This window comes from Alicyclobacillus mali NBRC 102425 (assembly GCF_001570745.1).
Classification (GTDB): domain Bacteria; phylum Bacillota; class Bacilli; order Alicyclobacillales; family Alicyclobacillaceae; genus Alicyclobacillus; species Alicyclobacillus mali.
In genome coordinates, this window is the sequence record NZ_BCSG01000044.1 from 1 (window position 1) to 19,966 (window position 19,966).

18 protein-coding genes are annotated in these 19,966 nt (G+C 61.5%); 8 read left to right on the plus strand and 10 right to left on the minus strand.

The features are described from left to right. Nucleotides 1-112 precede the first annotated feature (112 nt). From AMA01_RS12200 to AMA01_RS12220, 5 genes are all read right to left on the minus strand, one after another. Entirely contained in the window at nt 113-1,552 is a 1,440-nt protein-coding gene (locus tag AMA01_RS12200; RefSeq protein WP_067851357.1) for a SpoVR family protein, read from the minus strand. Beyond that, nucleotides 1,549-2,700, minus strand: a complete 1,152-nt coding sequence (yhbH, locus tag AMA01_RS12205; RefSeq protein ID WP_067851360.1) for a sporulation protein YhbH — start codon at nt 2,698-2,700, stop codon at nt 1,549-1,551. The genes AMA01_RS12200 and yhbH overlap by 4 nt, the downstream gene beginning before the upstream one ends. A gap of 15 nt (nt 2,701-2,715) precedes the next feature. Continuing rightward, the gene (locus tag AMA01_RS12210) at nt 2,716-4,614 is read right to left on the minus strand and encodes a PrkA family serine protein kinase (RefSeq protein WP_067851362.1); all 1,899 of its coding nucleotides are present in this window, start codon (nt 4,612-4,614) and stop codon (nt 2,716-2,718) included. A gap of 230 nt (nt 4,615-4,844) precedes the next feature. Continuing rightward, nucleotides 4,845-6,317 carry a carboxylesterase/lipase family protein gene (locus AMA01_RS12215; protein ID WP_067851363.1) on the minus strand — a complete coding sequence of 491 codons (1,473 nt, stop codon included), beginning with the start codon at nt 6,315-6,317 and terminating at the stop codon, nt 4,845-4,847. A gap of 88 nt (nt 6,318-6,405) precedes the next feature. Further along, on the minus strand, nt 6,406-7,119 hold the full coding sequence (locus AMA01_RS12220; protein ID WP_067851365.1) for an alpha/beta hydrolase: 714 nt from the start codon (nt 7,117-7,119) through the stop codon (nt 6,406-6,408). A gap of 201 nt (nt 7,120-7,320) precedes the next feature. Here AMA01_RS12220 and pdhA point away from each other — a divergent pair, with 201 nt between their 5' ends. From pdhA to lpdA, 4 genes are read left to right on the plus strand one after another with little or no spacing between them, the layout of a single operon-like run. Beyond that, a complete protein-coding gene (gene pdhA / locus AMA01_RS12225) occupies nt 7,321-8,400 on the plus strand; it encodes a pyruvate dehydrogenase (acetyl-transferring) E1 component subunit alpha (protein ID WP_067851367.1) in 1,080 nt (359 codons plus the stop codon). Between the two features lies 1 nt (nt 8,401). Then, nucleotides 8,402-9,382 carry an alpha-ketoacid dehydrogenase subunit beta gene (locus AMA01_RS12230; RefSeq protein ID WP_067851369.1) on the plus strand — a complete coding sequence of 327 codons (981 nt, stop codon included), beginning with the start codon at nt 8,402-8,404 and terminating at the stop codon, nt 9,380-9,382. A gap of 16 nt (nt 9,383-9,398) precedes the next feature. Beyond that, nucleotides 9,399-10,706, plus strand: a complete 1,308-nt coding sequence (locus tag AMA01_RS12235) for a dihydrolipoamide acetyltransferase family protein (protein ID WP_067851371.1) — start codon at nt 9,399-9,401, stop codon at nt 10,704-10,706. Between the two features lie 3 nt (nt 10,707-10,709). Beyond that, complete coding sequence (gene lpdA, locus AMA01_RS12240; protein WP_067851372.1) at nt 10,710-12,122, plus strand: dihydrolipoyl dehydrogenase; 1,413 nt, start codon at nt 10,710-10,712, stop codon at nt 12,120-12,122. 74 nt (nt 12,123-12,196) lie between these two features. Here the strand turns inward: lpdA and AMA01_RS12245 are convergent, their stop codons facing one another. Further along, entirely contained in the window at nt 12,197-12,661 is a 465-nt protein-coding gene (locus AMA01_RS12245) for a tRNA (cytidine(34)-2'-O)-methyltransferase (RefSeq protein WP_067851375.1), read from the minus strand. A gap of 71 nt (nt 12,662-12,732) precedes the next feature. Continuing rightward, nucleotides 12,733-13,581, minus strand: a complete 849-nt coding sequence (locus tag AMA01_RS12250; protein ID WP_231862948.1) for an amidase domain-containing protein — start codon at nt 13,579-13,581, stop codon at nt 12,733-12,735. Nucleotides 13,582-13,837: 256 nt separating this feature from the next. On the opposite strand from AMA01_RS12250, the gene AMA01_RS12255 reads away from it, so the two are divergent. The 3 genes from AMA01_RS12255 to AMA01_RS12265 all read left to right on the plus strand — a co-directional run bounded on the left by AMA01_RS12255 (nt 13,838) and on the right by AMA01_RS12265 (nt 17,132). Next, nucleotides 13,838-14,596, plus strand: a complete 759-nt coding sequence (locus AMA01_RS12255) for an IclR family transcriptional regulator (protein WP_067851377.1) — start codon at nt 13,838-13,840, stop codon at nt 14,594-14,596. Nucleotides 14,597-14,637: 41 nt separating this feature from the next. Beyond that, the gene (locus AMA01_RS12260; RefSeq protein ID WP_067851379.1) at nt 14,638-15,726 is read left to right on the plus strand and encodes an isocitrate/isopropylmalate family dehydrogenase; all 1,089 of its coding nucleotides are present in this window, start codon (nt 14,638-14,640) and stop codon (nt 15,724-15,726) included. A 158-nt stretch (nt 15,727-15,884) separates the two neighbouring features. Further along, nucleotides 15,885-17,132, plus strand: a complete 1,248-nt coding sequence (locus AMA01_RS12265; protein ID WP_067851381.1) for a phosphotransferase — start codon at nt 15,885-15,887, stop codon at nt 17,130-17,132. A gap of 3 nt (nt 17,133-17,135) precedes the next feature. Here AMA01_RS12265 and AMA01_RS12270 read toward each other — a convergent pair whose 3' ends face one another. From AMA01_RS12270 to rnhA, 3 genes are read right to left on the minus strand one after another with little or no spacing between them, the layout of a single operon-like run. Next, nucleotides 17,136-17,654 (minus strand): methylated-DNA--[protein]-cysteine S-methyltransferase, encoded by a 519-nt coding sequence (locus AMA01_RS12270; protein WP_231862949.1) that lies wholly within the window; start codon nt 17,652-17,654, stop codon nt 17,136-17,138. Continuing rightward, nucleotides 17,629-18,831 (minus strand): tRNA epoxyqueuosine(34) reductase QueG, encoded by a 1,203-nt coding sequence (gene queG, locus AMA01_RS12275; RefSeq protein WP_067851383.1) that lies wholly within the window; start codon nt 18,829-18,831, stop codon nt 17,629-17,631. Before queG ends, AMA01_RS12270 begins: the two co-directional genes overlap by 26 nt. After that, entirely contained in the window at nt 18,828-19,265 is a 438-nt protein-coding gene (gene rnhA / locus AMA01_RS12280) for a ribonuclease HI (protein WP_067851385.1), read from the minus strand. The genes queG and rnhA overlap by 4 nt, the downstream gene beginning before the upstream one ends. Nucleotides 19,266-19,501: 236 nt before the next feature. Between rnhA and AMA01_RS14300 the strand changes: the two genes are divergently transcribed. Then, nucleotides 19,502-19,828 (plus strand): DUF6788 family protein, encoded by a 327-nt coding sequence (locus AMA01_RS14300; protein WP_376738341.1) that lies wholly within the window; start codon nt 19,502-19,504, stop codon nt 19,826-19,828. Nucleotides 19,829-19,966: the final 138 nt, after the last annotated feature.

The window sequence follows — 19,966 nt, forward strand, 5'->3', positions numbered from 1 at the left end:
AAAAGGCTCAGTACAGAAACAAAAAATGTTTGGCACGCAAACAGCCCCGCCTATGTGGCAGGGCTGCCTTTGGGTCAAAGCTTCTTGTCGAGCGCACGCTCAGGCATTGTGCTCAGTCTTTCAAGAACGATCGCTGTACTTTCTTCCCGTCATAGCTGAACATGACGTCACGCCCCTCGACCACGGTCTGCAGGTGAACGGGCCGTCCCCATAGGCGGTAGAAGTAGGGCAGCGTCTTTTCCAGATGACGGAGATCGAGTTCCATCCCTTCGAACGCGTGACGAATGAGCAATTCGCCGTTGCGGCGATAATCCCCATCCTCCACGTACAGCACGGGGATTCCGCCGTTGATCCGCGAAGCGACGAGCGCGTCTCGCACCTTTTCCCAATCTTTCTCCACCACGCGCCAGTCGTTTCCCACCTTTTGATACACGTACAGGTCAAGTTTTTCAATGAGATCCTTGGTCAAATAGTTGCGCAAGAACGAGACGTCCGTCTCCACCTCGCGCACCTCGAACATCTTCTCTCGCCCTTCGCCGGGGTTCCTCCCGTAACGCTCCTGCTCCTCTTTGGACGGTTCATTCCAACGGCGCTCGATGTCTTCCCAGATGGCGAGTCCGACGTGGTAAGGATTGATGCTCGTTCGGGAAGGCAAAACGACGCCCGAGTGCATCTTCGCGAACTCGACGGCCTCGTCGTCCGCCAGATCCAGTTCCCGCATGATGCGCAGGTGCCAATAGGTCGCCCAGCCCTCGTTCATGATCTTGGTCTCCAGCTGAGGCCAGAAATAGAGCATCTCCTCGCGCAACATCGAGAGAATGTCCCGTTCCCATTCCTCCAGTGCAGAACTGTTCTCGATGATGAACAGCATCACGTCCTTGTTGAGGATGCGAAGGGGAATCGCCTCCTCGACCGGCTCCGGCAGAGGGCCATCCAGCGCAAAGAGATCGTCGTACGGCCCAGGTTCACGCACCCTGCGCAGCGACTCGGCGCGCTGGCCCAATCGTTTCCGATACATGCGCTCCTTGGCGGCTCGCCGGGCGTTGCGACCTTCCTCCGAAGGATCGACGTGTTCCGCAATGGCAAGTCCCGCGTCCAGCAACTCCTCGACGCGGCGCCTGCCGTGTTCAAGTTCATAATGATAGATTCGCTCGGCGCTCGAAGCCATGCGTTCCACCATGTCGCGGGACGTGTATCGGAACGCCGCGTTGTTTTTGAAGAAGTCGCAGTGCCCAAGCACGTGGGCGCACACGGTCTTGTTTTGCAGAAGCGTGTTGCCGTCCAGCAAAAACGCGTAGCATGGGTTCGAGTTGATGACGAGTTCATAGATGCGGCTCAGGCCGAGATCGTATTCCAGCTTCATTTTGTGGAACGTCTTCCCGAATGACCAGTGATGAAACCTCGTCGGCATGCCGTACGCTCCGAACGTGTACAGAACGTCTGCGGGACAGACCTCGAATCGCATAGGATAGAAGTCGAGCCCGAACGCCGTGGCCAGATCCATCATTTGTTCAATCGAGCGCTCGAGCTCTTCCAGTTCCCAATGGGTCATGCGCTCTTCACCCCTTGCTGTTGCGAGAAGAAGTGGCGAAGGGCACCGTAAATCTCCGACTTATCGCGGATCACATAGGTGCGAAAGCGAGGGATTTGCAGCTTTCCGTAGGCGCCCATCAGCGTCGAGGAGCGCGAATACTGGTTGACCTCTGCGTAACCGAACATACGCGAGACGTTCGACAGCTCCTTGACAAGTTGCACACACTTGTCGTTGTCGGAGGTCAGGTTGTCGCCGTCGGAAAAATGGATGGGATAAATGTTGTAGCGCTCGGGCGGATACTCGCGGCTCACCATGTCGAGCGCGTATCGGTACGCCGAGGAACAGATGGTACCTCCGCTCTCGCCCTTTGTGAAAAAGTACTCCTCGTCGACCTCATGCGCCTCCGTGTGGTGAGCGATGTACCGAATCTGGACGTTGGCGTACTTGGTGCGCAGAAACCGCGTCATCCAGAAGAAAAAGGTCCGCGCGCAGTACTTCTCGAATAGGCCCATCGATCCTGACAGGTCCATCATCGCAAGGATGACCGCGTTGGAGTCCGGTTTCACGATGGTCTCCCACGTCTTGTAGCGCAAATCGTCCGGCGTAATGACGACGCGATCGTCCTTCTTCGCGTGGCGAAGGGCCTGGAGCAAGGTCCGCTTCTTATCGATGTTGGCCGTGATACCCTTCTTGCGGACGTCGCGAAATTCCCCGGTGTCCACGACCATGTCCGCCTCGTCCTTTTCGGCGAGATCGGGAAGTTCCAGTTCTCGAAACAACTCCTGCTGAATGTCTTCCAGCGTCACCTCCGCCTCGGCGTAGTCGACGCCCGGCTCCGATCCGGCGCCCTCACCCTGACCAGGCCCGGGCTGTCCGTCGGCGTCCGGTTTGCCGCGGGCGACGAGATCGCCCACGGCCGTCTCACCGGATCCCGTGCCCACGTGCTTGCCTTTCTGAAAATTGTACCGAATGCGGTACTCCTCGAGCGAACGGATGGGGATCTTGATGATCTGCTTCCCATCCGACATGATCAGGCTTTCATCGCTGACGAGATCGGCGAGATGTTCGCGAATGGCCTCGCGCACCTTTTCGCGATGGCGCTCTTGATCGATGTGCCCTTTGCGGTGGAGTGACCAGTCTTCGCGTTGAAGTGTGAAGTCGACCACGGCCTCTCCCTCCTGTCAGCGGTTGAGCAGACTTCCAGTGTAGCGCAGGAGCTCGTTGGCACACACGGGGCAATATCCGTGTTCCTCGATCAGTCGGCGCGTCACCTCGTTGATCTTCTTGAGCTGCTGTTCGTCAGGCGTCTTGGTGGAAGTCGTGATCTTGACGACGTCCTTGAGATCGGCGAAAAGCTTCTTCTCGATGGCCTCCCGCAGGCGCTCGTGGGAATGATAGTCAAACTTCTTGCCGCGGCGCGCATACGTGGAAATCCGGATGAGGATTTCCTCGCGGAACGCGCGCTTGGCGTTCTCGGAGATGCCGATCTGCTCTTCGATGGAACGCATGAGCTTCTCGTCGGGGTCCATCTCCTCGCCGGTGAGCGGGTCCTTGATCTTTTGCCAGTTGCAGTACGCCTCCACGTTGTCCAGGTAATTTTCGAGCAGCGTCTTGGCCGACTCCTCGAACGAATAGACGAACGCCTTCTGCACCTCGGTCTTGGCCATCTCGTCGTATTCGCGCCGCGCCATCGCCACGAAATTCAGCAGCCGCTCGCGGTCTTCGGGCGTGATCGACGGGTGCTGATCCAGCCCGTCCTTGATGGCGCGCAGCACATCGAGCGCGTTGATGCACTGGGTGTCGCGGCGGATGAGCGCGGTCGAGATCCGGTTGATGATGTAGCGCGGATCCAATCCGCTCATTCCCTCGTCGGAGAATTCCGCCTTGAGCTCCTTGACGTCGGCGTCTTTGAGCCCCTCGACGGCCTGCCCGTTGTACAGGTACAGCTTTTTCATCAGGTCGACGCCCTGCTTCTTCGACTCCTTCAATCGCGTGAGAATGGAGAAGATGGCCGCAGTGCGCAGGGCGTGCGGCGCGATGTGGACGTGTTTGAGATCGCTCTGCTGTACCAGTTTTTCGTATATTTTGACTTCGTCGTCGACGCGCAGGTTGTACGGGATGGGCATGACGATCATGCGCGACTGCAGCGCCTCGTTCTTCTTGTTGGCGATGAACGAGCGATATTCGGCCTCGTTGGTGTGCGCGATGATCATCTCGTCGGCGGAGATGAGCGCAAACCTGCCGGCCTTGAAGTTGCCCTCCTGCGTCAGGCTCAGGAGATGCCAGAGAAACTTCTCGTCGCACTTCAGCATCTCCTGAAACTCCATCAGGCCGCGGTTGGCCTTGTTGAGCTCTCCGTCAAATCGGTAGGCGCGCGGATCGGACTCCGAACCGTACTCGGTGATGGTGGAAAAGTCGACGCTGCCGGTGAGGTCGGCGATGTCCTGCGACTTGGGATCCGAAGGGCTGAAGGTGCCAATGCCGACGCGGCGCTCCTCCGACAGGGCGATGCGCTCGACGGGCACGTCTTCGATCCGGCCGCCGAACTCCTCATCCACCCGCAAGCGGCAACTCGGGCACAGGTTGCCTTCGATTTTGACGCCGAACTCCGCCTCGAAGTCGGGGCGAAGCTCGTTCGGGATGAGGTGCAACGGCTCTTCGTGCATCGGGCATCCGGCAATCGCGTACACGGCGCCCTCGGGCGTGCGGGAGTACTGCTCCAATCCCCGCTTGAGAAGCGTCACGATGGTCGATTTGCCGCCCGACACGGGGCCCATGAGGAGCAGGATCCGCTTGCGAACGTCCAGCCGGCGCGCGGCCGCGTGAAAATACTCTTCCACCAGCCGCTCAATGGTATCCGAGAGCCCGTAGATCTCCTTTTCAAAAAACTTGTAGTGCGGCTTGCCGTCCGCGTCCGTCTCCACCCCTGCGGCGACGATCATATCGTAAATGCGAGCGTGAGCCGTTCTCGCGATGTTGGGATTCTGACGCACGAGTTCCAGATAGTCTGTGAATGTGCCCCGCCAACGAAGTGCTTCCTCCTCCGCGCGATACGAGCTCAGGCGTTCCAGGAAACTCATGATCCCATCCTCCTTGCGATACGGATGCACGCCTTCGCGTCTGAAGCGGTGAGTGACAGGAGGCTTTTTCTCATCCTATGAACGAGCGGCTTTTCCACATACCCGTGCCGTCCAGTTTGGGCGCAGGGCCACGCGAAATCCACACCCGCCCACGAATGACGTAAAACAGCCGATGGCATCGCCACCGGCTGTTGTTGCGACTGCTTCAATTGGAGCGTTCAAGCGACTCATCACGGCGAGAGATTCGTCATCTCCGCCCAGATCTCGCGCTCGGCGCTGTCGGGATCGTCCTCCACGCGAGAGGTTTCGTCGAAAATCATGGTCGAGCGGCGCTTCGGGTCGTAAGTCGGCCACTCGGGGAGGTGCGGCGCCTGCGGGCTGCCATGATGGACGAAGGCCACCCAAGCCGCGTGCATGGCCTCGGAGACGACGGCGTGCGACGGCCGATCGCCGACGAGAACCCGCGCCGACGGATGCGCGTACGTGCCGAAGACAAAGGGTATTTCGAGCGCATGCGCCGCACCGAGCTGACTCGGCCCGTAATCAAATCGGTACAGATAGACGGGCGCGTATTCGCTCTGAATCTCGGCCGCGCGGATGGTCGGATAGGTGAAACTCCGCATGGAGGCGAATCGGACGAGCCACGCTGCGAGTTCCTCCCCTTGGCGCCCATCCACGTAGTAGTCGCGGGCGCGATCGCCGAGGGGCCCCCACATCCGGTCCACGCGCGCGATGCGTTCCTCGTCGGAAAGCGTGCGCCACTCGGGATCGCGGGCCATCCAAAGCATCAACTCCTCCCGGTTCGATCCGGCGAGCGTGGGGACGTGCGCGGCCTGCCCTTCTCGCAGCGCATCCCAGAACGAGCGCGTGAGCGTCACGCCGTCCAAGACCGGGCGCAGGTTCAGCCCGTCTCGCGCCGGAATGCGTGCTGCGGCGGCGACGAGATCGGCGGGCGGAACGTCCAGGAGGCGCCGCCACGACGCCTGATGGATGCCGAGCGCATCGAGCAACTGAGTGGTCCACCACTCCGCGAACTCGGGCGTTCGGTATGCAAACGGAATGCCACTCTGCAGAATGGCCTGCTGGAACAACCCCCGCGCCGATTCCGTGACCAAAAGCGTGCCGACGCTCCAAGCACCCGCCGATTCGCCCGCCACCGTCACCCGGTTCGGATCGCCGCCGAACGCCTCAATGGTGTCGCGCACGAAGGTGAGTGCGGCAATCTGATCCAAAATGCCCGCGTTGCCGGAACTGGCATACGCCTCGCCGCCGAGGTGCCCGAGGTGAAGGAAGCCGAGCGGGCCGAGGCGGTAGTTGATGCTCACAAGCACCACGCCGTCCTTTGCGAACGCGTGCCCGTCATACCAGGGAGACTGGCCTGATCCAAACACGAACGCGCCGCCGTGAATCCAGACCATCACAGGATGGCCCGTCCCCTCGGCCGGCGCGTAGATGTTCAATCGCAGGCAGTCTTCGGATTGCACAAACCCGTCCACTGGATTCAGCGGATTAGCCACCTGTGGACAGATCGGCCCATGTGCGCGCGCATCCAACACATCGGCCCACGGCTCGACGGGCTCCGGCGGCAAGAATCTGCGTTCGCCCTGCGGCGCCTTCGCGTACGGAACGCCCAAAAACGCGCGAACGCCATCTTCTTCTCGCCCCAGCACTCTGCCGTATCTCGTCTCGACGATCACGTCCATGCTCTACGCCCCCTACCCCGTTTCATCTCATCTCCACCGTACCGCAGAATGAACGGGAGGCCAAGGGCGCAATGAAGTCGTTCCATGGTCAGACGAGGACAATTTCCGAAAGCGCGGCCACCAGATGGCGCTGCCACACGCCCCAGATGTGATTGCCTGGCCCCGTGTGATACGACACGTCGGCACCTCGATCCATCAGGATATCTCGCATCGCCTCGTTATAGCTCCAAAAGTCAAAGACGCCGCTCGGCGTTTGGGCCTGCCGCTCGTCTTCGCCTATGAACATATGCGCGTACAGGCGCGACAAATCGATGGCCTCCGCCACCCGCCGCTGATACGGCGGGAAGAAGGCGCCGGAGAACAACATGACCCGATGGAACCACTGCGGATACTCGAGTACGAAGCTGAGCGTCGCCACCGCGCCGAGGGAGATTCCGGCCATGTAGCGGCGGCCGTCGTCCATGGCATATCGCTCATCGAGAAACGGGATGCATTCGTCCGCGACGAACTGCAAATACTCGCGGTGGCGCGCACCGTCAAACGCGTAGTCGTCGCGCCGACGGTCCAGGTTGACGGCGATCCCGACGATGTAACACGGCGCGAGTTTGCCGGCGAGAATGGCCTCGTGCGCCTGCGTGGCCACGCGACCGTGCGTGAAGAACTCGATGCCATCGTGACAGTACACGACAGGCAGCGCTTCGCCGGCGGCCCCCGGCGGAACAAACACCTTCAGCACCCGCTCTTCACCGAGCACGCGGCTGTGCAGCGTGTGCGTCTCAACTTTCCTGGTGGACGCTTGCAAGTGAAAACACCTCCAGAGCAATGGAGACGAGATCGGCAGATAGCCTTTGAATGAAAGCGCTACATCCTACTGTTCTATGACGGACGAGAGGTTATTCTATAACAGAACTTCACTCGAATGTCGCCATTGCTTTCGCAGTCTCCGCACAGGTGTATTATAATGTGAACCGACCTGTATTACTAATGCGAAGATGAGGTGACCATGTTGAGCCAGGTGGTTGCTCGTTTTGAGATCCCGTACGTCCAGATTGTGGACGAGAACGGGAACGTTGTGAACCCTGACCTGGTGCCGAATTTGTCGGACGACGACCTGCGCGAGCTGATGAAGCGCATGGTCTTCACCCGCATCTGGGATCAACGCGCAGTTCGCCTGTCCCGGCAAGGACGCCTGGGCTTTTACGCGCCGGTGTCCGGACAGGAAGCGTCCATGATTGGCAGCGAGTTCGCCACGAACAAGGACGACTTCCTGCTCCCAGGCTATCGCGACATTCCGCAGCTGTACTTTCACGGGTATCCGCTGCATCAGCTCTTCCTTTACTCCCGCGGACATCAGCTTGGCGGCCAAGTCCCTGAAGGTGTCCACTGCATGGTGCCGCAGATCATCATCGGTGCGCAAATCGTCCAGGCGGCGGGCGTCGGTCTCGCGTTCAAGCTGCGCGGCGAAAAGCGCGTCGCCGTAACGTACACGGGCGACGGCGGCACGAGCCAGGGCGACTTTTACGAAGGCATGAACTTCGCGGGCGCCATGAACCTCCCCGTGGTGTTTTTCGTGCAGAACAACCAGTATGCCATTTCTGTGCCTCGCGAGCTTCAGACTCGCGCGCAGACACTGGCTCAGAAGGCCATTGCCGCGGGCATCCCGGGCGTGCAGGTGGATGGCATGGACGTGTTGGCCGTGTACCAGGTGGTGCACGAAGCCCTTGAGCGCGCACGCAACGGCGAAGGTCCAACGATGATTGAGGCCGTGACGTTCCGCTACGGCCCGCACACGATGTCGGGCGACGATCCGACCCGTTATCGCACCAAGGACGTGCAGGAAGAGTGGGAGAAGAAGGACCCCCTCATCCGCTTCCGCAAGTATCTCGAGGACAAGGGCCTTTGGTCGCAGCAAGAGGAAGAGGCATACATCGAAGAGGCCAAGGAGACGGTCAACAACGCACTGAAGGAAGCCGACGCGGCGGAGAAGATGAACATCCCGGGCCTCATCGACTCGATGTTCGAGGAACTCACTCCCACGCTCAAGCGCCAACGTGCGGAATTTGCCGGCGAGGAGGCGAACTGATATGGCGCAGATGACGATGATTCAGGCGATCACGCACGCCCTCGATCTCGAACTGGCGCGCGACGAGCGCGTGCTTGTCTTCGGCGAGGACGTCGGTAAAAACGGCGGCGTCTTCCGCGCGACCGAAGGCCTGCAGCAGAAATACGGCCCCAACCGCGTGTTCGACACGCCGCTCGCGGAAAGTGGCATCATCGGGCTGGCCAACGGCCTTGCGATTCAAGGATTTCGCCCCGTCCCGGAAATTCAGTTTTTCGGCTTTGTCTTCGAGGCGTTCGACCAGATCGCAGGGCAACTGGCGCGCACGAGATACCGGACCGGCGGCCGCTACACCGCACCTGTGACCATCCGCTCTCCATTCGGCGGCGGCGTGCACACGCCGGAAATGCACGCGGACTCCCTGGAAGGCCTGTTTGTTCAGACGCCAGGCATCAAAGTGGTCATTCCCAGCACGCCCTACGATGCCAAGGGACTGCTGCTGTCAGCCATTCGGGACCCGGACCCGGTTGTCTTCCTGGAGCACATGAAGCTGTATCGCTCGTTCCGCCAGGAAGTTCCCGAGGACGACTACACAATTCCGCTCGGCGTGGCAAACGTCGTGCGCGAGGGCAAGCATGCCACCGTCATCGCCTACGGAGCCATGGTGCACGTGGCGCTCAAGGCGGCAGAACAGTGGTCGAAGGAGAAGGGGCTTGAAGCGGAGGTCATCGACCTGCGCACGGTCAACCCCATCGACATCGACACCATCGTGGCGTCCATCAAGAAGACGAATCGCGCCATCGTCGTGCAGGAAGCTCAGCGTTCGGCGGGCGCTGCGGCCGAGATCGTCGCGCAGATCAATGAAAATGCGATTTACTACCTCGAGGCACCCGTGCTTCGCGCGACACCGCCCGACACCGTGTATCCGTTTGGTATGATTGAGGATGAATGGTTGCCAACGCCCGAATACGTCCTCAAGACGCTCAATCAAGTCATGAGCCTATAATCCTGGAGGTGACACCATGGCAGTCGTAGAGTTTCGCCTGCCCGAGCTCGGCGAAGGTCTGCACGAGGGCCGGATCAGCAAGTGGCTCGTACAACCTGGCGATACGGTGCACGAGGACGATCCGATTGCAGAAGTGGAAAACGACAAGTCGCTCGTCGAACTCCCATCGCCGGTGAGCGGTAAGGTGAAGGAAATCAAGGTGTCAGAAGGCACGACCTGTGTGGTCGGGGACGTGCTGTTGACGTTTGAGGTGGAAGGCGACGCTCCCGCCGAAGCGCAGGCAGAAGAAAAGCCGACCGACAAGAGCGCGCAGAAGGCCGAGGCGGACGCGCACGAAAACGCGAAGGCGGATGAGGCTCCCGAAGCCAAAACCGCATCGGATGCGACCCAGGCGGATACGCAGGAATCCGCCGCACACGAGGTGCTCGCGACGCCCGCCGTGCGCAAATACGCCCGTGAACAAGGCGTGGATATCCGCACCGTCAAAGGCACCGGCAACCACGGCAAGGTGACCAAGGAGGATATCGATCGCGCCAAGTCTGGTGAACAAGCGCCTCAGCAGGCGTCCGAGAAGGAAGCGCGTCCTGCGCAAGCGCAGCAGGCGCCGGCGGCATCCGGGGACGAGTACGAGGAGCGCGTGCCCATGCCGATGATCCGCCAGGCAATCGCCCGCGCCATGGTGAAATCGAAATATACGGCGCCGCACGTGACGCTCATGGACGAGGTGGACGTCACGGAACTCGTGAAGCTGCGCAACGAGGTCAAGCCCATTGCGCAGGAGCGCGGCATCAAGATCACGTATCTGCCGTTCATCGTGAAGGCGCTCATCGCGGCGCTTCGCACGAAGCCGCAGTTGAACGCCTCCTACGACGAGGAGAAGCAGGAACTCGTCATCAAGCACTACTACCATATCGGCATCGCGACCGATACGGAGCGGGGCTTGCTCGTGCCCGTGGTGCGCCATGCGGATCGGAAAAACATTTGGACCATCGCGCAGGAGATAGGCGATCTCGCCGCGCGTGGACGCGCCGGAAAGCTCAAGCCCGAAGAGATGAAAGGCAGCACCATCTCCATCACGAACATCGGATCGGCGGGCGGCTTGTTCTTCACCCCCATTATCAATTACCCTGAAGTTGCGATTCTGGGCGTCGGCCGGATCACGGAGAAGCCGATCATCAAGAACGGCGAGTTTGCCGTAGGCCAGATGATGTCCTTGTCGCTGAGCTTCGACCACCGCGTGATCGATGGCGCGCTCGGTCAGCAGTTCATCAATGACATCAAGCGCTTGCTTGAAAATCCGCGCTTGTTGCTCATGGAGGTGTGACGGATGGTAGTGGGAGATATTGTGGAAGAGGTTGAAGTTTTAGTAATCGGCGCAGGCCCTGGCGGTTACGTGGCGGCCATTCGGGCTGCGCAGCTCGGCAAATCGGTCACCATTGTGGACAAGGCCGAGCTGGGCGGCGTATGCCTGAACCGCGGTTGCATTCCTTCCAAAGCGCTCATCTCGGCAGCCCACCACTACGAGGCGGCCAAGGAGTCGCCGTTCCCGGGCATCGAGACCACGGCGTCCTTTGATTTCAAGAAGGTGCAGGAGTGGAAGCAGTCGGTCGTCGACAAGATGACGGGCGGCGTTCAACAGCTCCTCAAAGGCAATAAGGTCAACGTCATTCAGGGCGAGGCGTTCTTCACCAAGCCGAACGAAGTGCGCGTCATGCAGGAAAACGGCAGCCAACGGCTGCAGTTCCAACATTGCATCCTGGCGACCGGTTCGCGCCCCATCGAACTGAAGAATTTGCCGCTTGGCAAGCGCGTCATTGACTCAACCGGCGCGCTCTCGCTCGATCACGTCCCGCAGCGGCTGGTCGTGGTGGGCGGCGGATATATCGGCATCGAGCTCGGCCAGACGTTCGCCAAGTTCGGCAGCCAGGTGACCATCATCGAGGGCCTCGACAGCATCCTGGCGCTATTCGACAAACAGATGGTCCGCCTTGTGGAGAAGAACCTCAAGAAGTACAACGTGCAGATTGAGACCAAAGCGCTCGCACAGGGCGTGGAGGAGACCGAGGACAGCGTCAAACTCACCTACAAGGACAAGGACGGAAACGAGAAGACCATTGAGGCGGACTACGTCCTCGTGACGGTGGGCCGCCGCCCGAACACGGACGAGATTGGCCTGCAGGACGCGGGCATTGAGCTGACGGACAAGGGTCTTGTCAAGGTGGATCAGCAGTGCCGCACCACAAACCCGAACGTCTTCGCCATCGGCGACATCGTCCCGGGCCCGGCGCTCGCTCACAAGGCGTCGTACGAAGGCAAGGTGGCCGCAGAGGTCATCGCGGGCAAGCCGTCCATCGTCGACTATCGCTGCATCCCGTCCGTCGTCTTCTCGGATCCGGAGATGGCGTCCGTTGGCCTGACCGAGGAAGAGGCAAAGAAAGAATACGGTCAGGTTGCGGTCGGCCGCTTCCCGTACGCGGCCAACGGGCGGGCCACGGCCTTGAACGCGACCGATGGCTTCATCAAGCTCGTCGCCAACAAGGAGAACGGCGTGCTCGTCGGCGCGCAGGTGGTGGGCGTCGAGGCGTCGAACATCATCGCGGAGCTCGGCCTCGCCATCGAGATGAGCGCAACCCTCGAAGATATCGCGCTCACCATTCACGCCCACCCCACCCTTGGGGAGATGGTCATGGAAGCCGCCGAAGTCGGCCTCGGCGAGCCGATTCACATCATCAAGGGATGAGACGTGCGAAAAGCCGCTCGAGCGTCCGCTCGGGCGGCTTTTCGACATATTTCCCGCGCAATGAACGGCGTTCGTCAAACCATGCCAGGAAATCCGGTTTGCCTGAGCGCCTCAAACAGCACCACGGCCACGGCGTTCGACAGATTCAGGCTGCGCGCGGCCGCGTGATCGATCATAGGAATGCGGATCACGCGATCGGCATGAGCTTCCACCACATGCCGGGGCAAGCCCTGGGTCTCCTTTCCGAACACCAAAAAGTCGTTCGGCCCGTATGCGACTTCGTTGTACCACCGCCCACCCTCGGTCTCCACGTAGTGAAACACGCCGTCTGGGTACAGCGACCAAAGGTCTTCGAGCGAGTCATGGTACCGGATGTCGAGCAGATGCCAGTAGTCGAGACCTGCCCGCTTCAGTTGACGGTCGTCCGTGGAAAACCCCAACTTGCCGACGAGGTGAAGCGTAGAGCCGGTCACGGCGCAGGTCCGGGCCACGTTTCCCGTGTTGGCTGGGATCTCAGGCTCGAACAGCACGATGTGCATGCCCCATCCTCCTCGCGGAATGTCCGCCCCCAGTCTATCACGGACATCCCGGCGGGCCAACGGCGATCGGGCTAACGCCCTGACACCTGGACGCGATCGGGCAGATGGACCCACGCGTATCTCGTCCGCGGCGTCCACGCGGGGCTGTCGGTGTACAGCCACGGCCTGTGATAGCTGTCGATGGTGTGCGCGTTGACGAGCGGCTCGCCCATGGCATCGAAGTCCGTCACGATGGTGCTGTGGTGATACGCCCCCTCTCCGTTCCAGTCGTAGAAGATGACGTCGCCGATCCGGAGGTCTGCCGGATCAGACACCACCCGTGCCCCGAACGCGCTCGTCAGCACGAGGTACAGCGCATGCGCGGTGCTCCAGCTGTAGCTCCAGATGGGCTTCGGTCCGAACTGAAACCACCAACCTGCCGTTCGATCCGGCTCACCCCACATCGGCAAGCCGCCCGCGAACAGGCATTGGGAGACGAAATTCGTGCAATCGTCCGAAAACCGAGGATATCGCGGATTGGTACCATCCCACCAGGCGTCCGCATAGCGAACGGCGCGGACGCGATCGTACAGGCCGCTGTGCCAGTCGGGATCGCGCGGGAACCTGGGCAGCACATGTTCCGCGGCTGCAACCCGCACGGCAGGCAGTTCCTGCCCCATGGCCGACTCTCGCGCGTGCATCATTTCCCACTCGTTACCGGCGCGCACCCACCTCATCTCGTGGCGAATCTGACAGCATTCCACGTAAGGTGTGCCGCCCTCATAGTATGTGAAACAGATGCGCTCGGTGGCCCAGACGTCCGCCATCGAGCGATCCCGGCTCTCCTCCAACTTCTCGATCCGCACCTGCGTGTGGACGCGCGCGATCCGCTTTCCCAGCTTCTCATACGTAAGCTTCTTCTGTTTCGCCAGATGAACCAAACGCTCAAAGCCCGCCCAGCCAGTTGTCGGAGCCCTTCCGTCCGCTGAACTATGGAGCCAAGCGCGAGCTCTGGTATCGAAGTGCTTTCGCAGAGCCTCCACGCACGATGACATGTGCGCTCACCTCACTCACCGCATGGTATGACGAACGCCCAGGTTCGGTGACGATGTTCCACTCGCCCGTGGCCGCCCGGACTGTGGTATACTTCTCGGCGGGGCGCGTTTTGCACGTTGAAACGGAAGGGACGTCCTGCACATGCCGCATACGCCAAGTGGGCAGACCACGGTACGGGCCGTCGAAAGGGCCCTCGACATCCTGTTGCTCTTCACGCACTCGCCGCAGGCTTGGAGCTTGAGCGAGATCGCCCGGGCCACAGGACTTCACAAGAGCACGGTTCACCGCCTGCTTTTGGCCCTTCAGCAGAAGGGATTCGTTCGCCGTGAACCTCAGTCGGACCGATATGTGCTTGGATGGAGCCTGTACGGCCTAGGTGCCAACGCGGCTCTGCACGACCGATGGTCCGATGCGGCCAAGCCCATTCTGCGCCGCTTGCGCGACGAGACGAGTGAGACGGTCAGCCTCTACGTGCGCAACGGACTTGAACGAATCCGGGTCCTGGCCGTTGAGAGCCTGCAGCCGATTCGAAACGTGGTGAGCGTAGGCGAGCGGTATCCGCTGACCATCGGTGCGTCTGGCAAGGTGCTGCTGGCATTCTCGAGTGCGGCCGTGATCGACGCGGCCTGTCACCCCGACCGGCTGCCGAAAGGCGTCCGGCAAATGGACCTCCGTCAACAGATTGAGGCCATCCGCCGCGAGGGATACGCGCTCTCGAGACAAGAGCGAGATGCGGGCGCGGCTGCCATCGCGGCTCCCGTCTTGAATCAGGACGGATCGTGCCTGTATGCCGTTGCGGTGTCAGGCCCTGTCGAGCGCATGACGGAAGACAAGATGAGAGAAATGATCACGCCCTTGAAGCGGGCCGCCGATGAACTGTCCGAGCGGCTGGCAGAATAGCCGCGGTGGATTCATCAAGCCATGAGATTGAGGTGACGGACATGGGGAAACCGACCATCATCGTGATGGAGGGCGATCAGACGGGGCAGGAGCTCCTCGACGAAGCGCTGCGCGTGTTGTCGCCTGACGTCACGGGCTACGAGCTCGAAATTCGCAAATTTGACCTTAGCCTTGAGAACCGCCGCCGCACGCAGAACGCCGTCGTGCACGAAGCTGCTGAAGCCATGCGAGAGACGGGACTCGGGCTCAAGGCCGCGACCATCACGCCGGAAGAGAAGGGCGACGTGGGTAGCCCGAACGCCATTTTGCGCAAAGAGATCAACGGCACGGTAATTGTCCGCACAGGGCGCCGCATCCCCGGGATTGCGCCGCCGGTGGGCGTCTACTCGCCCATCTCGGTCATCCGCATGGCGGTGGACGACGCCTACGGAGCCAAGGAGTGGCGCGAACAACTGGAGGACGGCGAAGAAGTCGCGTATCGGACCGAGAAGATTTCGCGATCCGTCTGCCGCGGCGTGGCAAAATACGCATTCCAGCACGCGCGCCGCGTGCATGCGAAGGTGTTTGGCGGTCCCAAATACACGGTGAGTCCTGTGTACGAAGGCATGCTGAAAGAAGAAATGGACGCCGCGTCCAAGGAATATCCCGATGTGCGCTACGAGCCGCAGCTGATCGACGCGACCTATGCGCTCCTCTTGGCGCGCGCGGGCGAAGCACTGGTCATCCCGGCGCTGAACCGCGACGGCGACTGCTTGTCCGATCTCGTCCTCCAGATGTTCGGTACCATTGCCGGATCGGAATCGCTGCTCCTTTCGCTCGACGAGTCGTTCCAGCCGAAGGTCGTGATGGCGGAGGCGCCTCACGGGACGGCTCCCAACCTGTACCGCAAGAACATGGCCAACCCAATGGCCATGATCCTGGCTGGCGCCGCCCTGTTGAACTACGTCCAGGACAAGGACGCCCACACGGTTTCGCGCGCCATCTACGAGGCCACGCTCGAGTCCATCGTCGACGGCATTCGCACGGCCGATCTCGGCGGCCATGCAACGACCACCGAGTTCACGGACGAAGTCATCCGCAGAGTCCGGACAAAGCTCGAAGTGTGGAGCACGTTCGGCGACGCCGTGTAATCTTTCATCTCGAAGCGAGTGCGGCCGCGCCGCTTTCCCGGCCCAGAGTCGGCGAAGCGGGCGGCCACATCCGCGTTCCCGCTCCCTTGTTCCGCGCTGGGCCATCGCCCGCCCGCAACGCGCTCGCGTGGCATAGGCTTTGGCGGAGGGGACCGCATATGAAAAGCCAGAAGTCCAACATGCCCGACTGGATCCAACACCTGCTCGCGGAACTGCTCGCTCCCCCGGCTTTCCTGTCCTCGCAGCCAACACCGGCCGCCCCGTCGATCGACTCGGTGCATCATCCGGAACCCACGGATCATTCGCCGGCCGCGCCCATGAGCCACCTGCCTCCGCGCGAGACGGAGGAGACGCGTGGTCCCAGGCAGCGCGCCGAAGGCCAGCCGGATCCCAGCATGCGCAGCCAGGCGCCGCTCATCCCGCAGGCCGTCGTCTCCAAATATGATCTTGCGCTTGAGCACCGGCGCCCTGAAGGAAGCATCGAGGTGTGGACCGACGCCAGAGGGCGTCGGTACGCCGCCAAGCGATCCTCTATCACAGCGGATCACTGCCGCGCGATGGTTCAGTGTCTCCGCCATGCCCACGATCAGGGATTCACGAAATTCGCGCAGTTCGTGACGACCTCATCCAACGCCGCGTACGTGCGGCACGGGAACCTCTCGTACTACGTGACCGAATGGGTGCCCGGCCAACCCGCCAACTTCGGGCTGCCTGAACACGTGGCCCAGACCGCCTACACGCTGGCTCAATTTCACGAGGCCACGCGGGGCTTTCGGCCCAATTGGCAGCCCGACGACGCGGCAGACGACGTCTTTGGCCTGTTCCAAGCAAGATGGCGCGATTTGCGCCAGATGTGTTTGAAGGCGGATCGCAGGAAGGACAAGGACGCGTTCGATCAGCTCCTGCTCTCGATGCGAGACGAACTTCAGCAGGATTCGGCTGAGAGCTTGGCGCTGCTGGAAGACCGGGACGTGATCGCACATCTGGAGGCGGAGCGCTCATCGGGGGGATGGTGCCACCTCGACGTCATACCGTCGAATTGCCTGTATACGCCGCAGCACCAAGTGGTGCTCATTGACTTCGAGCTCGCCCGCCCTGCGCCGCGAGTCCTCGATATGGCTCATCTGCTGCGGCGAAGCCTGGAAAGGGGGCAGTGGGATGGGCATTTGGCCTACGCGTGTTTTGTGCACTTCGATGCAGTCCGGAGCATTTCCAGAGCGGAGTATCGCGCCGCCGAGGCCCTCCTGCGCTTTCCCTATTTACCCTGGCGCATCGCCCACGCGCGATACCACTTCGGGGCGGATCCGGCGCAACTGGAGGCGCTGCAACTGTTCGCGACGCAGTCGGAGAAGCGGCAGGCGTTCCTCGCGAGCCTGCGGCAGCAGGTGGAGCGCCTCGGCGAATGACGGTCACGGAACGGCCAGGGCGCTGAGGACGCGCGCCTCGTGATGCAGCAACCACGACTTGAGATCCACGGCATTTCCCGCGTATCCGACCAGGCGCCCGTCGGCACCCACCACGCGGTGGCACGGGATGAAGACGGGCAGCGGATTCGCCCGGTTCGCCTGCCCCACGGCGCGCACCGCCCGCGGACGGCCCACGGCGTTCGCAATATCTCGATACGACACCCGCGCGCCGAACGGAATGGCGCGGAGCGACGCCCACACCGCCATTTGAAACGGCGTTCCTCGGGGGACGAGCGGCACCGTGAACGACTGCAACCGCCCGGCAAAGTAAAGCGTCAGTTCTTCCACTGCGCGCTCGGCGACCGCCAGCGCGTCAGGGCTTGCGCTCGCGCGCGCCTCCTGCACAGGCGGCGGCTCGAGCCTCGCCCAGCCAGCCTCCACGACACCTTCCGCTTCAGCGGCCAGCCACATGTCCCCCATCGGCGTGCTCACCGTCTCAATGACCCAAGTCTGCTTCGTCACGTTCCTCGCTCCCATCGTGCGCTCTGCGGGAAGCATTCGCGATGGCATCCTCTATCTCCTTCCGCACGTCCGGATCCTGCTCCGAAGCGAGGGCGGCCTGAAGCGCGCGAAGCGCATCCTCGCCGCCCATCTCGCCCAGCGCCCACGCGGCGCTCGCGCGCAACTCCGCCCGATCCGACGCCAAATATCGCGCCGCGATCGGCACGGCCTCCGGACGGCGCAGATTGCCAAGTGCAACAAGTGCGTTTCGCTGCAGCGTTCGCACGCCGCGCCAGGCCATGGCGGATCGCCCGTACGCGCGCAGAAACTGGCGATTGGACATCTCCAGCAATCGGACGAGATCGGGATAGGCGACATCGGCGTCAGGGGAGAAGGGCGGATCATGCGCCGGGGCTCGATCGCGATTGTGCGGACAAACCTGCTGGCACACGTCGCATCCCCACACGCGCCGCCCGAGCGGCTTCCGGTACGGGCGGGGGATCAGTCCCTTCATCTGCGTCACGTACGAGAGGCACGCGGTGGCGTTCAACTCGCCGGGAGAGACGAAGGCCTGCGTTGGACACGCGCGCATGCACAGGTCGCAATCGCCACAGTGCTTGCCGACGTCCGGCGGAAGATGCTTTGCATCCTCAATCTCGACATCCAGGAGAAGGGAGCCGAGAAACACGTACGATCCGTACCGGCGGCTAAACAGCATCCCGTTTTTGCCGATCCATCCGAGCCCGCTCCGCTCCGCAACGCGGCGGTCGACGAGGGGAGACGTGTCCACGGCCACGCGGTAGCGGAGCTCGCGGCCGATCACCTTCTCCAGGCGCTTCGCCAGCGCAGTTAATCGTTCGGACAACACGCGATGGTAGTCCTCGCCGTACACGTAGCACGACGCTTGGCCACGCAGGCCCGATCGCGGGTGACTGCGCATCTGTCGCGCGCCCTCTTCCGTCAGATACGGAAGCGCCGCCGTCACGATGGACTTCGCCTCCGGCAGCCAAAAGCGCGGATCCACGCGCTCCGATGCGTTGGCCCACTCAAAGCCCGTGCGCCCGCGCTCCTCGTACGCCGCCAGAGGGCTGGCGAGATCGTCAAAAGGAGCGGCGTCCGTCGCCGCAATCTCGGGGAGCCCGACCTCCTCAGCCAAGGGGCGAATCTCGGCGAGCGTGATTTTGTCCCGGGGGGTCACCGCGGAATGGCACCTCGGGCCAATTCATCGCACCGCTCGTTCCATTTCACGCCCGCGTGCCCCTTCACCTTTTCGAATCGCACGCGGTGGCCGTTGATGGCGTCGAGCAACTCCTCCCAGAGATCGCGGTTTTGGACCGGCTCCCCCTTGCTGTTCATCCACCCATTCCTGCGCCAATTCACGTACCAACCCTGCTTAAAGCAATTGACCACGTACGCCGAATCGGAATGGACAATCACGTCGCACGGCCGCTTCAGAGCTTTGAGCCCTTCGATCACGGCCTTCAGTTCCATGCGCTGGTTGGTTGTCTCCGGTTCTCCGCCGGACAGCTCCTTCACGTGCCCCTTCCACTGAAGAATGGCTGCCCATCCACCGGGCCCGGGATTGCCCGAGCACGCACCGTCCGTATACAGAATCACCGTCTCGTCGCTCATCACGGTCCTCCTTCGCCCCAAGGGGGCTCTCGCAAGGACCAGCATAGTCGACGACGGGCCGGGGTGCAATGGAGGAGTGGTTGTCGTGCCCAGTTACATAGTACTATTGCTCCGTGCGCCTACGTGCGTTTTCAGCCTTGGACGTCCGAGTACTTATACCGAGAGCTCTGAAAAAGTCATTGTTTATTTGGCGATTTCAAGATATTCTTATATGTTTATAGCACATCGGATTGGCGGTGAGCCCTTTGTCTAAAAGAAGCATCCTCGTCCTACATCGAAATCGTCAACAGCAACACTTGCTCGCTCATCTCGACGGAGCGATCGCTGGCTCACTTGTCGAAACCTACCGCACTTGTGGCAAACCCAATTGCATCTGCCATTCCGGGCAAAAACACGGGCCGTACTACCTGCTGACGTGGTCGGAGAATGGCCGGACGCGTACCTGCCACGTCCCCGCCGACAAAGTGGATGCCGTACGCACTGGGGTTGAGCGTTTTCGCGCCGCGCGAGAGGCGCTACAGAAACTGGGCGAGTACAATCGCCGTCTGATGCTGGAGGACTGATCCTCATGCTCACGCGCTTCCCGGATTCACGTTCGCTATGGGATGACTGGTCGATTCGAAAGCTGTTGCCGGGTAAGCGTAAACTGAGACCCACATGGCTTTCATCCTCTCGTCGCTTGAAAATACCATCAACAAGCC

What these genes read in the sequence shown, in the direction of transcription:
- AMA01_RS12200 (WP_067851357.1), bottom strand. Translation starts at nt 1,552, where the DNA reads ATGACCCATTGGGAACTGGAAGAGCTCGAGCGCTCGATTGAACAAATG.
- AMA01_RS12210 (WP_067851362.1), bottom strand. Translation starts at nt 4,614, where the DNA reads ATGAGTTTCCTGGAACGCCTGAGCTCGTATCGCGCGGAGGAGGAAGCA.
- AMA01_RS12215 (WP_067851363.1), bottom strand. Translation starts at nt 6,317, where the DNA reads ATGGACGTGATCGTCGAGACGAGATACGGCAGAGTGCTGGGGCGAGAA.
- pdhA (WP_067851367.1), top strand. Translation starts at nt 7,321, where the DNA reads ATGTTGAGCCAGGTGGTTGCTCGTTTTGAGATCCCGTACGTCCAGATT.
- AMA01_RS12230 (WP_067851369.1), top strand. Translation starts at nt 8,402, where the DNA reads ATGGCGCAGATGACGATGATTCAGGCGATCACGCACGCCCTCGATCTC.
- AMA01_RS12235 (WP_067851371.1), top strand. Translation starts at nt 9,399, where the DNA reads ATGGCAGTCGTAGAGTTTCGCCTGCCCGAGCTCGGCGAAGGTCTGCAC.
- lpdA (WP_067851372.1), top strand. Translation starts at nt 10,710, where the DNA reads ATGGTAGTGGGAGATATTGTGGAAGAGGTTGAAGTTTTAGTAATCGGC.
- AMA01_RS12245 (WP_067851375.1), bottom strand. Translation starts at nt 12,661, where the DNA reads ATGCACATCGTGCTGTTCGAGCCTGAGATCCCAGCCAACACGGGAAAC.
- AMA01_RS12255 (WP_067851377.1), top strand. Translation starts at nt 13,838, where the DNA reads ATGCCGCATACGCCAAGTGGGCAGACCACGGTACGGGCCGTCGAAAGG.
- AMA01_RS12260 (WP_067851379.1), top strand. Translation starts at nt 14,638, where the DNA reads ATGGGGAAACCGACCATCATCGTGATGGAGGGCGATCAGACGGGGCAG.
- AMA01_RS12265 (WP_067851381.1), top strand. Translation starts at nt 15,885, where the DNA reads ATGAAAAGCCAGAAGTCCAACATGCCCGACTGGATCCAACACCTGCTC.
- rnhA (WP_067851385.1), bottom strand. Translation starts at nt 19,265, where the DNA reads ATGAGCGACGAGACGGTGATTCTGTATACGGACGGTGCGTGCTCGGGC.